10 protein-coding genes and 1 pseudogene are annotated in these 11,901 nt (G+C 74.1%); 6 read left to right on the top strand and 5 right to left on the bottom strand.

Annotated elements, in window-relative coordinates; all coding sequences use genetic code 11:
- The first annotated feature begins 7 nt into the window (after positions 1 to 7).
- The 5 genes from OG505_RS01915 to OG505_RS01895 all read left to right on the top strand — a co-directional run bounded on the left by OG505_RS01915 (position 8) and on the right by OG505_RS01895 (position 4,751).
- The gene (locus OG505_RS01915; RefSeq protein ID WP_200209675.1) at positions 8 to 676 is read left to right on the top strand and encodes a response regulator transcription factor; all 669 of its coding nucleotides are present in this window, start codon (positions 8 to 10) and stop codon (positions 674 to 676) included.
- A 189-nt stretch (positions 677 to 865) separates the two neighbouring features.
- Positions 866 to 1,675 carry an SAM-dependent methyltransferase gene (locus OG505_RS01910; RefSeq protein WP_405430537.1) on the top strand — a complete coding sequence of 270 codons (810 nt, stop codon included), beginning with the start codon at positions 866 to 868 and terminating at the stop codon, positions 1,673 to 1,675.
- A 79-nt stretch (positions 1,676 to 1,754) separates the two neighbouring features.
- Positions 1,755 to 3,413, top strand: a complete 1,659-nt coding sequence (locus OG505_RS01905) for a putative bifunctional diguanylate cyclase/phosphodiesterase (protein ID WP_405434331.1) — start codon at positions 1,755 to 1,757, stop codon at positions 3,411 to 3,413.
- 47 nt (positions 3,414 to 3,460) lie between these two features.
- Positions 3,461 to 4,045 (top strand): TetR/AcrR family transcriptional regulator, encoded by a 585-nt coding sequence (locus tag OG505_RS01900; RefSeq protein ID WP_405430535.1) that lies wholly within the window; start codon positions 3,461 to 3,463, stop codon positions 4,043 to 4,045.
- Positions 4,046 to 4,058: 13 nt separating this feature from the next.
- Positions 4,059 to 4,751 (top strand): lysophospholipid acyltransferase family protein, encoded by a 693-nt coding sequence (locus tag OG505_RS01895; protein WP_405430533.1) that lies wholly within the window; start codon positions 4,059 to 4,061, stop codon positions 4,749 to 4,751.
- Between the two features lie 33 nt (positions 4,752 to 4,784).
- Here OG505_RS01895 and OG505_RS01890 read toward each other — a convergent pair whose 3' ends face one another.
- The 5 genes and pseudogenes from OG505_RS01890 to OG505_RS01870 form a co-directional block, all read right to left on the bottom strand.
- Positions 4,785 to 5,909, bottom strand: a complete 1,125-nt coding sequence (locus OG505_RS01890) for a glycosyltransferase family 4 protein (protein WP_405430531.1) — start codon at positions 5,907 to 5,909, stop codon at positions 4,785 to 4,787.
- Positions 5,906 to 7,165, bottom strand: a complete 1,260-nt coding sequence (locus OG505_RS01885; RefSeq protein WP_405430529.1) for a M48 family metallopeptidase — start codon at positions 7,163 to 7,165, stop codon at positions 5,906 to 5,908. Before OG505_RS01885 ends, OG505_RS01890 begins: the two co-directional genes overlap by 4 nt.
- A gap of 298 nt (positions 7,166 to 7,463) precedes the next feature.
- Positions 7,464 to 7,658: pseudogene (locus OG505_RS01880) on the bottom strand (hypothetical protein); the annotation flags it as partial.
- Between the two features lie 309 nt (positions 7,659 to 7,967).
- Complete coding sequence (locus OG505_RS01875) at positions 7,968 to 8,381, bottom strand: hypothetical protein (protein WP_405430527.1); 414 nt, start codon at positions 8,379 to 8,381, stop codon at positions 7,968 to 7,970.
- A gap of 124 nt (positions 8,382 to 8,505) precedes the next feature.
- Positions 8,506 to 9,936: an NYN domain-containing protein gene (locus tag OG505_RS01870; RefSeq protein WP_405430525.1), complete on the bottom strand. Its 1,431-nt coding sequence runs from the start codon at positions 9,934 to 9,936 to the stop codon at positions 8,506 to 8,508.
- 126 nt (positions 9,937 to 10,062) lie between these two features.
- Here OG505_RS01870 and OG505_RS01865 point away from each other — a divergent pair, with 126 nt between their 5' ends.
- Entirely contained in the window at positions 10,063 to 11,823 is a 1,761-nt protein-coding gene (locus OG505_RS01865) for a DEDD exonuclease domain-containing protein (protein WP_405430523.1), read from the top strand.
- Positions 11,824 to 11,901 lie beyond the last annotated feature (78 nt).

Below are 11,901 nucleotides of genomic sequence, written 5' to 3'. Positions count from 1 at the left end.
CCCGAGGATGACCACAAGTCCGACACCGGCCACCCGCACCAAGGTCCTCCTTGTCGACGATCATGACCTGATTCGCAAGGGCCTGCGGCACGCCTTCGAGCGCGACCGCCAGTTCGAGGTCGTCGGCGAGGCCGCGACCGCGGCTGAGGGGGTACGCCAGGCCGGCGCCCTGCAGCCGGACGTGGTGATCATGGATCTGCGGCTGCCCGACGGCAGCGGCCTGGAGGCCACCCGCGCGCTGCGCAAGTCCAGTTCGTCGATGGGCATCGTGGTGCTGACCATGTACGCGGGCGACGACCAGCTCTTCGGCGCCCTGGAGGCCGGCGCGAGCGCCTTCGTGCCGAAGACCGCACCGGCCGACGAGGTGGTGGCCGCCGCGCGGCACGCCGCCTCCTCGCCCAGCGCGTTCACCGCCGCCGACCTGGCCGAGGCGATGAAGCGTCGGCTCGCCCCGTCCGGCCCGCAGCTCTCCCCTCGCGAGGGGCAGGTGCTGCGGCTGCTCGCCGACGGAATGAGCGTGGCGGGCATCGCGAAGCAGCTGTTCGTGAGCGAGTCCACCGCCAAGACGCACATCTCGAAGCTCTACGAGAAGCTCGGCGCCGCCAACCGGGCACAGGCGTTGATGACCGCGCTGCGGCTCGGTCTGCTCGAAGCGCCGGACGCCCCGAAGTTCTGATCCGCGCCCGCTCGTCGAGCGGGACACCGCGATCGAAGGTCCGTGCCGGCTCGCCGCCGGCGCGGACCTTCGCGTATCGACCGACGTCGGCGGAAATCTGGCGGCACGCTATGGTCTGGCGGGTACGTCGGGGGCAGAATACCCGCGCGGGCGACGACGCCCGCGTCGCGGACTCAAGGGGTTGAGCGCATGCAGCGGCCGGACTGGGCACCCGACACCATCGACATCGAGCGCCCGAGCGTCGCGCGGATGTACGACTACTACCTCGGCGGATCGCACAACTTCGCCGCCGACCGGGCCGCCGCGCAGGCGATGGTGGCCGCCGTCCCGGAGGCGCCGCTGATGGCGCAGGCCAACCGGGCGTTCCTGCGCCGAGCGGTCCACCATCTCGCCGAGGCCGGCGTCCGACAGTTCCTCGACATCGGCTCGGGCATTCCCACCGTCGGCAACGTGCACGAGATCGCCCAGCGCATCGACCCGGAGTCGCGGGTGGTCTACGTGGACGTCGATCCGGTCGCGGTGGCGCACAGCCGGGAGATCCTGGCCGGCAACGCCCGCGCGGTGGTCGTCCAGGAGGACCTGCGACACCCGGAGCGGATTTTGGCGCACCCCGACGTCCGCAAGCTGCTCGACCTGAGCCAGCCGGTGGCCGTGATGGTCGTGGCCGTCCTGCACTTCGTCTCCGACGACGACCGGCCGGCGGAGCTGCTGGCGACGCTGCGCGACGCGTTGGCGCCCGGCAGCTACCTGGTGCTGTCGCAGGCCAGCGACGACGGGCGCAGCGAGGACGAGCGCGCCGAGGCCGAACGGGTCTACCGACGTACCGACAACCCGCTCTGGATTCGTAACCGGGCCGAGCTGACCGCGCTCTTCGACGGGTTCGAGTTGGTCGACCCGGGCGTCGTCTGGGTGCCACAGTGGCGACCGGACACCCCGGAGAGCGCGGAGGACGCCGAGCGCGCGGTGTTCATGGGCGGCGTCGGACGACTCGGTGACTGAGTCGCCCGGGGAGGCCACCCGCCCGGGCACCTTCGCCCGCGCGTGGGCCAAGGCGGTCTCCGGCACGAGTTACCTGCCGATGACCCAGGCGCAGCTCGAAGCCCTGCTGCATCGGCTCACCGGGCAGTTGGCCGGCGCGCTGCTCGCCGAGCCGTTCGACCTGCGGGCCGGGCACCGGGTCGGCGCCGAGTTGGTCGCCGCGCACATCGCGTCCGCGGAGGGGCTGGGTCGTACGGTCGAGGTCATTCAGCTCCGGCTCGTGCGGGACCTGGGACTGGTGGCCGAGGACGTCGAGGACCGGATGGCGCGGCTGCTGGCCGCCGTGGCGACCGGCTACGCCCGCGCGCTGCGCGACCGGACGCTCGACGAGCAGGAGTCGATCCGCCGGGCCGCCATGATGGCCCGGACGCAGGCCGAACGGGCGCTGCGGGCCAGCGAGGCCCGGTTCCGCCACCAGGCCACCCACGACCCGCTCACCGGCCTGCCCAACCGGACGCTGTTCACCGAACGACTCACCGCCGCGCTCAACGAGCCGGGCCGGGGCGCCCAGCGCATGGGGGTGTGCTTCCTCGACCTGGACCGCTTCAAGGTCGTCAACGACAGCCTGGGGCACCAGGTGGGCGACCGGCTGCTGATTACGGTGGCCGAGCGGCTGCGCCAGGCCCTGGGTGAGCACCTGGTGGCCCGCCTCGGCGGCGACGAGTTCGTCATCCTGGTGGAGGACGCCAGCGGCACCGACGCCGTGGTGGAGGTGGCCGAGAGCGCCCTGGCCGCGGTCCGCACACCGGCGGTGGTCGACGGGCACGAACTCCAGGTCACGGCGAGCATCGGCATCGTCGAGCGGCAGGTGGCCGGGGCCACCCCCAGCGACCTGATGCGGGCCGCCGACAGCACCCTGCACTGGGCGAAGTCGGCCGGCGGGGCGCGCTGGGCGCTCTACGACGCCGAGCGCAACCGCCGCGAGCTGGCCCGCTACGCCCTCTCGGCGGCCATCCCGGCCGCGCTGGAGCGGGGCGAGTTCTACCTCGACTACCAACCGTTGACCTCGCTACGCGACGGCCGGTTGCTCGGCGTGGAGGCGTTGGTCCGCTGGCGCCATCCGGAGCTGGGTGTCCTGCGGCCGGACAGTTTCATCGCGCTGGCCGAGGAGACCGGCCTGATCGTGCAGCTGGGTGGCTGGGTGCTGGGCGAGGCGTGCCGCGAGGCGGAGGCGTGGTCGGCGGAGGGCGTCCAGGCGCCGTTCGTGAGCGTCAACCTGGCCGTGCGGCAGGTGCACCGGCCCGGCCTGGTGCAGGAGGTCCGCACGCTGCTGCGCCAGACCGGTCTGCCGCCCGAGCGACTCCAGCTGGAGATCACCGAGAGCACGATGATGAGCAGCGCCAAGGAGCCCGTGCGGGCGTTGCGGGTGCTGGCCGATCTCGGGGTGCGCATCGCCATCGACGACTTCGGCACCGGCTACAGCAACCTGGCGTACCTGCGGGACCTGCCGGTCACCGAGCTGAAGGTGGCCGGGGAGTTCGTGGCCGGCCTGCGCTCGCCGGCGGTGGGGCGTACCGACGAGCGGATCCTCGCCTCGCTGGTGTCGCTGGCGCACGCGCTGGATCTGACGGTGACCGCCGAGGGGGTGGAGACCGCCGGGCAGGCCGAGCGGCTGCGGGCGATCGGCTGCGACGCCGCCCAGGGCTGGCATTTCGGCCGACCGGCCCCCGCCGACCGCATCCTGGCCCGCATCCGCTGAACCCCCGGTGGTAGACAGCGTCTACGCCCACCTGGTAGACACTGTCTATGAGCGAGGGGGAGGCGGGCCTGCGCGCCCGACTGGTGGCCGCCGGGGTGGACCTCGTGCTGCGCGAGGGCCAGTCGGCGGTGTCACTGCGGGAGATCGCCCGTCGGGCGGGCGTCTCGCACGGCGCCCCGCGCCGCTACTTCCCCACCCACGTCGACCTGCTCTCCGCCATCGCCCGCGAGGGCTTCGCCGACCTCACCGCCCGCGTCGAGGAGACGCTGCGCGCGGCCGGCCCGGATCCGCGTACCCGCTTGGTCGCGCTGGCCCGGACGTACCTGGACTTCGCCGCGGCGCACCACGGCATGTTCGAGCTGATGTTCCGCCACGACCTGCTGGCCAGCGGTCGTCTGCGGCTGCGCGAGATGAGCCTGCCGCTGTTCACCATCCTGGTCGACCTGGTCGCCCAGGCACGCCAGCCGGCCGCCGCGCCCGCCCCGGTGCTGGCCGGCGCGCTCTGGGCCAACCTGCACGGCATCGCCCAGCTCTGGGCCTGGGGCAGCCTGCCGCTGGCCACCGGCGTCACCGACGACGACACCCTGCTGCGGGCCGCGCTCGACGCGCACCTCGGTCCCGCGCCGTGCTGAACCAGGAGAAGACGTGCCCCTGCTGTACGACATCGGCAAACTGACCGTCGGCACCACCCTGCGGTTGGGCTGGCGGCCCCGCGTGGAGGGGCTGGAGCATCTGCCGCGTCACGGCGGCGCCATCCTCGCCGGCAACCACCTGTCCGTCGCCGACGAGGTGTTCCTCGGCTGCCTGACGCCGCGCCACGTCACCTTCTGGGCCAAGGCCGAGTACTTCACCGGCCGAGGCCCGAGCGGCTGGCTCAGCCGGCGGATCGTCGCCGGCATGGGCGCCATCCGGGTCGAGCGCGCCGGCGGCCGGGCCGCCCTCACGGCCCTCGACGTGGCCGTGCCGGTGCTGCGCGCCGGCGGTCTCGTCGCCATCTACCCGGAGGGCACCCGGTCCCCGGACGGGCGGCTCTACCGGGGTCGGGTCGGCATGACCCGGCTCGCCCGCGATGCCGACGTGCCGATCATCCCGGTCGGTGTGCTCGGCACCGCCGAGGTCCTGCCGGTCGACGCGCGGCTGCCCCGCCGACACCCGGTCACCCTGCGGTTCGGTCCGCCGATCCCGGTCGCCGGGCGCGTCACCGGGCCCCGCGACATCCGGACGATCACCGACGAGGTGATGGCCGCGATCCAACGGCTCACCGACCAGGAGTACGTGCCCCGCTACGCCCCGCCCCGGCCGGCCCGCGTGGCGGGGCGTGGTGAGGGCGAGGCGTGACGGGGTGTCGCCGCACCTGAACACGGGCGGCGGTCAGCCGGCGAGCAGAGCCGCCATCCGCTGTGCCTGCGCCTCCCAGCGCCACTCCCGCTCCACCCACGCCCGACCGGCCGCGCCCAGTTGGCGGGCCAGATCCCGGTCGGCGAGCAGCCGGGCGACCCGGTCGGCGAGCTGGGCGACGTCGCGGCCACGGACCACATACCCCGTCTCGGACTCACGGACCGCGTCCGGGGCGCCGCCGGAGTCCCCCGCCACCACGGGCAGACCGGTCGCGGACGCCTCCAGGTAGACGATGCCCAGCCCCTCCACGTCCAGGCCGCGGTTGCGGGTGCGGCACGGCATCGCGTAGACGTCGCCGGCCGCGTAGTGCGCCGGCAGCTCGGCCGCCGGCACCGAACCGGTGAACACCACGTCCCGCTCGACGCCCGCCTGCCGGGCCAGCTTCTCCAGGGTCGCCCGGTACGGCCCGCCGCCGACGATCAGCAGCGCCGCGTCGGGCACCCGGCGGCGGATCTCCGGCAGTGCCCGGATCAGCATGTCCTGACCCTTGCGCGGCACCAGCCGGGACACACAGACCACCACCGGCCGGTCGGTCAGCCCCAACCGGGCCCGGACCGGCTCACCGTCCACCGTCGGGTGGTAGGTGTCCACGTCCACCCCCGGCGCCAGCCGGCGCAGGTCGGTCACCCCGTCCAGCACGCGGGCCAGCCGGACCCGGGTGTACTCGCCGAGGTAGGTCGTCACGTCGACACCCCGACCGATGCGCCGCAGCGCCGGCCGGGCGGCCGGCAGCGCCGCCCAGCCGACCTCATGGCCGTGGGTCTGCGCCACCACCCGGCGTACGCCCACCCGGCGGCGCAGGCCGGCGGCGAGCAACCCCAGCGGGGCCGCCGCGCCGAACCACACCGTGTCGCAGTCGTACGCGCGGGCGAGGCGGGCCGCCCGGCGGGCGATCAGCGGGGTGGGCAGCAGCACCCGGGTGCGCTCGCGGACCACCTCGAACGGCTGGTCGGCGTCGAACTTCGCGGCGCCGCGCCAGCTCGACGCGTACACGACCACCGACCCGGCCGGCTGACGCACGGCGAGGTTGTGCACGAAGGACTGGATGCCGCCCGGACGGGGCGGGAAGTCGTTGGTGATCAGCAGCGTGCGGCTCATCGGCCGGCCTCCCGGGCGTACGCGCGGGCGGCGGCCATCCGCTCCACAGTGGACGGATGCGAGGCCGAGTAGAGGTATTCCCAACGCGGCGGATCGGGGTCGCCAAGGTTGACCGAGCCGAGGCGGCGCTGCATCGACTCGAAGGCCACCGGGTCGCGGGTGAGCGCGAGCGCGTGCGCGTCGGCTCGCGCCTCCACCCGCCGCGACAGCAGCGCCTGCACCGGGGTGGCGACCAGACCAGCCACCGTGACCAGGGCGATCAGCAGCGCAAACGCGCGTGGATCGGCCACCGAGTCGACGCCGGCCAACCGCAGCAGCAGCCCCCACGAGCCGAGCAGGTAGAGCGCCACCACGGCGGCGGCGGCGCCCAGCGCCCCGGTCAGGGTGCCCACCGTGACGTCGGAGTCCTTCGCGTGGCCCAGCTCGTGCGCCACCACGGCGGTCACCTCGGCCGGCGTGCCCTCGTTCAGCAGCGTGTCGTAGACGACCACCCGGCGGGTCGGCCCGAGGCCGGAGACGTACGCGTTGACCGCCCTGGTGCGCCGCGAGGCGTCAGCGACCAGCACGTCGCGTACCGGCACGCCGTCGCGGGCGGACATGCTCATCAGCTCGGTGCGCAGCGGCCCCTGCTCCATCGGGGTGAACTTGTTGAACACCGGCTCCACCAGCACCGGCAGCACGAACGAGAGCAGCACCACCAGCAGGGCCGCGCCCGCCGCGCCGAACGCCCACCACCACCGCGGCGCGAACCGGATGACCGCGTAGAAGCCGAACAGCGCCACCGCGCCGATCACGGCGCTGACCGCGTACGACTTGAGCAGGTCGACGGCCCAGCCGCTCCACCCGTTGGTGCTCAGCCCGTAGCGGGTCAGCACGCTCTGCCGCCACGCGGAGAACGGAAGGGTGAGCAGGTCGGCGACGAGCAGCACGGCGAGACCACCGAGCACCGCCTGCGCGATCCAGTGCCCGCCGAACGGCCGGCCCACCAGCTCGACCAGGCGGCTGCCCAGCGGGGTGATACCGAGGGCGACGGCGATCAGCAGCCCGACGGCGAGCGAGGCGTAGCTCCCGGGGCGCAGCGCGGCACGGAACGCACGCCCCTTGGCCACCTGCTCCGCCGGGAGATCACGCAGCGCGGCGAGCTGGTCGGCGCGGGGCGCCGGTGGCCGGTGCCAGGGAATGAACAGCGCGGCGGCCACCAGCAGGGCCACTGTCAACCCGGCCAGCGTCAGCAGCGCCCAGCCGCGCGGGGTCACCGGGGCATCCCCCGCCGTGCGGCGCCGGCATGCGTGGCACCGACGGGCCCGCCGTGCTCGCGTCGTACCCCGCTCATCCCGCCGCTCCTCCCGCCGTGACCGCCCATCCTATGGCCCGCGAAAGCCCGCTTCGCCCGCGGTGTCACGCTCCGCCGGCCCGACCCGGCGCGGGTGGCCGGGCGGGAACTCAGGCCACCCGGCGGACCCGGCGCCCGGGGGCACCGGGCCGTGGGGCGGCGTCGGGCCGTGGGGCGACACCGGGCCGTGGGGCGGCGTCGGGCCGTGGGGCGACACCGGGCCGTGGGGCGGCGTCGGGCCGCGCGGGCGCGGCCAGCACCTCGACGTCGAAGCCGGCCCGGGCGAGCACCTCGATCGCCTCGACCTCGGCGGCGACCAGCCCGGCCGCCGGGGACGTCTCGTCGAACAGGGCGGTCAGCGGGCAGCCGGAACAGCCGTCGGCCCGCTTCGCGCACCCGTCGCAGTCGATGAGCATCGCACCTCCTGATCGCTCGCGATGCGCAGTCGACGTCCTGTCGTCGTCGCCCGAGCACCGTCGGTCACATCGACGCTATCCACCGGGTACGACAGAACCGCCCGCACCGCCCCGTTGAGGGCTAGATCGACTCCAGATCAGCGAAATCGGGGTATCCCGACCGGCCGGACACCCCGACATCGCCGACCTCGTGTCGATCAAGCGCCCCTCGGCCGAGGGCAGCCGGCCGCACCCGGTCTACCTGAACTGCTTTGGTCTGACACGCGATCCGGCCGCTGGCGCTGACGCACCAGCGGCCGGATCCGGACGTCACGGGTAGTACACCCGAGGGCTGGTGAAGATGCCGTGCAACGTTCCGCTGCACGTGTAGACCTCGACCACCGCCACGGCGGAGCCCTTGAAGTTGTTCATCACGTTGACGTTGCGGCTGATCGGTCCGAACCGGCCGGTCCGGCTGAGGTCGTAGTAGATCCAGGAGGTGTTGCCGTTGTTCGTGGTCCGCAGCTGGAGGTACGCCGTGCACCGGGACTGGTCCGGTGTGGCGTTCATGTAGAAGTCACCCACCACGGTCTGGTTGGAGCCCTGGTACGAGATGCACGAGCTGATCGGGTAGGCGCCGGTGCAGCCGCCCCCCGAGGCCGCCTGGGCCGGTCCCGGGGCGACGAGGAGCGCCGCCAGTGTGACAACCGTGCCGAGGATGGTGCCCAGCAGTCTTTTTCTCATACCGTTCGCCTGCCTTTGTCCGGTGCCCGACGGTGCCGGGCGGATGCGGACACCGTCGCCGACCGAACCTGCAAAAACCTCGCCGTATTCTTGCCCGCCCCGACGGCGCGGCCCGGGCGCGCGGTCAGGACCGGGCGAGGCGGCGCAGCAGCGAGTCGGCCCCCAGCGGGTACGCGCCGTGCCTGCGTACGCCGTCGGCGACCTCTCGGTCGGACGAGATCACGACGACCGGGCGGCCCGCCGGCTCGGCGCGGACCAGGCGACGGATCAGCTCGTCGGCGGTTTCGCCCTTGCGGGAGAAGAGCACCCGGACGCCGCGGGGCGCGGGCGGCAGCCCGTGCATCCGTTCAGCGCCGTCGAACACGACGGTGACCTCGTCGCCGGTCTGCGCGGCGATCCCGCCCAGGCCGGTGATGAGGCGCTTACGCTGCTGCTCCAGGGACATCTCGCCGAAGCCACGCTTGGTGACGTTGTAGCCGTCCACCACGAGGTGCGCCCGGGGCAGGGCGAGCAGCTGGTCCAGTCGGGCCGGGTCGTCGGTGTCGCGGGCACGGGCGGCTGGGCCGGCCGGGGCGGCGCCCGGCTGCTCGGCGAACGCGTCGGCGACGAAGTCGGCGGGGAGCTTGTCCACCGGGTCGAGCGCCAACTCCCGGCGCAGCCCGACGGCGGCCTGACCGATGGTCTCCAGCAGCAGCCAGAGGCGGGCGTCGTCGACCGAACGCGCCTCCTTTGCGCTGGCCCGGGCCACCCCGGCGGCGGCCTCCGCCTCGGCGAGCCGGGCGCGGGCGCGGCGCAGTTCGGCGTCCACGTCGGCGCTGGCGCGTGCGGCCCGGCCGCGTTCGGTGGCCAGGAGTTCGGTGGCCTTACGCTCACGGGCCTGCGTCTCGCGCAGGGTACGGGCCAGCTGACGGGACTCCTCGCGGAGCTGGCCCAGCTCCTCGCGGACCCGCGCCAGCTCGTCGCGGAGCTTCTCGGCCTCGACCCGGGCCACCGCCCGGTCGTGCTCCGCGCGGGTGGCCCGCTGCTCGGCCTCGCGGACCAGCTCGGCGACGACGGCGCTGTCCGCCTCGGCGCGGACCGCCGCGCCGCTGGCGTCGATCAGCTCGCGCCAGCCACGGGGTCGGGCCAGGTAGGCCAGCGCGGCCACCTCGACCGGATCGGCGGCGGCCGGCGCGGTGCCCTCGACCACGGCCGCGCCGAGGTCACCGGCGTCGGCCAGCACCCGGGCGGTGACCCGCTGGCGGAACAGCGGGTCGGCGGTGAGCTGGGCGGCGATGGCCGGGGCACCGAGTCGGGCCCGGCGATTCGGGGCGAACTTGGCCACCCGGCGCAGCGGCACCGGCACCTCGTCGGCGGGCAGGGTGGGCAGCACGGCGGCGGTCAGCGCCACGATCCGCTGCCGGACCGGCTCGGGCAGCGTCGGCTCCGGCTCGACCGCCGGTTCGCCACCCGAATCGCCAGGTGTGTCACTGCTGTCCGGAACGCCCGCGGCACCGTCACCGCCGACCGGATCCTCCTGCGGGAGGTGGTCGTCGTACGGCTCGGTGAGGGGCATGTGGCAAGTCTCCCACCGCGACCGGGCCCACCGCCCGGTGAGTGAGCCGATCTCTCATCCTAGCCCATGGTGACTGCTGAGACCGCTGCGACGGGAGTGTCGGACCGGGGCGCTAGCGTGCCGCCGATGGCACAGGCAGAGGCAGAGTACGTCCAGGAGTCACTGGCCGGTCTCGACCCGGCGGTGGGCGGGGTGGACCCGGCCCTGCCGCTGTACGCGACGACCTTCGTGGTGGTCGACCTGGAGACCACCGGCGGCGCACCGGACGGCGGCGGCATCACCGAGATCGGCGCGGTCAAGGTGCGCGGTGGCGAGCACCTGGGTGAGCTGGCCACCCTGGTCAACCCGGGGCAGCCGATTCCGCCGTTCATCACCGTGCTGACCGGGATCACCCAGGCCATGCTGGTGCCGGCGCCACCGATCGAGCAGGTGCTGCCCAGCTTCCTGGAGTTCATCGCCGACGCGGTGCTGGTCGCCCACAACGCCCCGTACGATGTGGGGTTCCTCAAGGCCGCCTGCGCGAAGCACGGGCACCGCTGGCCCAATCCGCGTGTGCTGGACACGGCGGCGTTGGCCCGTCGGGTGCTGACCCCCGACGAGGTGCCCAACCGCAAGCTGGGCACCCTGGCCGCCTACTTCCGCACCGCCGCCCAGCCCACCCACCGGGCGCTCGACGACGCGAAGGCCACCGTCGACGTGCTGCACGGGCTGATCGGCCGGCTCGGTGGGCACCGGGTGGACACCGTCGGCGACGCCATCGAGTTCGCCCGCGCGGTCACCCCGACGCAACGCCGCAAGCGACACCTGGCCGAGGGGCTGCCCAAGGTCCCCGGCGTCTACATCTTCCGGGCCGCCGACGATCGGCCGCTCTACGTCGGCACCTCGGGCGACATCGCCACCCGGGTGCGCAGCTACTTCACCGCCGGCGAGAAGCGCGCCCGGATCTCCGAGATGTTGGGCGCGGCCGAGCGGGTCGAGGCGGTGGAGTGCGCCCACTCGCTGGAGGCGGAGGTCCGCGAGCTGCGGTTGATCGCCGCGCACGCTCCGCCGTACAACCGGCGGTCGAAATACCCGGAGCGGATGGTCTGGCTCAAGCTGACCGACGGGCCGTACCCCCGGTTGTCGATCGTCCGGGCCCTCTCCCCCACGGACACCGCCTACCTCGGCCCCTTCACCTCCCGGCGGGCCGCCGAGCTGGCCGCCGCCGGCTTCCACGACGCGGTGCCGCTGCGCCAGTGCACGCACCGGCTCTCGCTGCGCACCGTCACGCCGGCCTGCGCGCTGGCCGAGCTTGGTCGCTGCCCGGCGCCCTGCGAACACAAGATCACCCCGGAGGAGTACGACGACAGAGCAGCCGGGCCGTTCCGCACCGCGACCGCCAGCGACCCGCAGCCGGTGGTGGACGCACTGCTGGCGCGGATCGACGTGCTCGCGGCCGACCAGCGCTACGAGGAGGCCGCCGTGGTGCGGTCCCGGCTGGCCGCGGTGCTGCGCGCCACCGTGCGGATGCAACGGCTGGCGGCGCTGACCGGGATCGTGGAGCTGGCCGCCGCCCGACCGGCCGCCCGGGGCGGCTGGGAGCTGGCCCTGGTCCGGCACGGTCGCCTGGCCGGGGCTGGGGTGTCCCCGCCCGGCGTCCACCCGCGACCCACGCTGAACGCCATCCGGGCCACCGCCGAGACGGTGTCGGGCGGGCACGGCCCGGTGCCGTCGGCCACGGCCGAGGAATCCGAGCGCATCCTGTCCTGGTTGGAGCGGCCGGAGACCCGGCTGGTCGAGATGTCGTCCGGTTGGTCCTCGCCGGCGGGCGGGGCGGGCCGCTTCCGTGACCTGCTGGCGAAGGCCGAGAGCGGGGCGTCGCACCAACTCTCGACCGAACGCTCATGACCAACTGACCGATCGGACTACGTCGACTCCCTTAGGCTGTTAGAGAAGTGCAGTCCTGCCCGTTTCGTGGGCCTGCTC

Origin of the sequence: Micromonospora sp. NBC_00617 (assembly GCF_045161355.1) — a bacterium.
Taxonomy (GTDB): domain Bacteria; phylum Actinomycetota; class Actinomycetes; order Mycobacteriales; family Micromonosporaceae; genus Micromonospora.
Note: the sequence above shows the minus strand (reverse complement) of the source record. Positions and strands in the feature narration are given on the sequence as shown.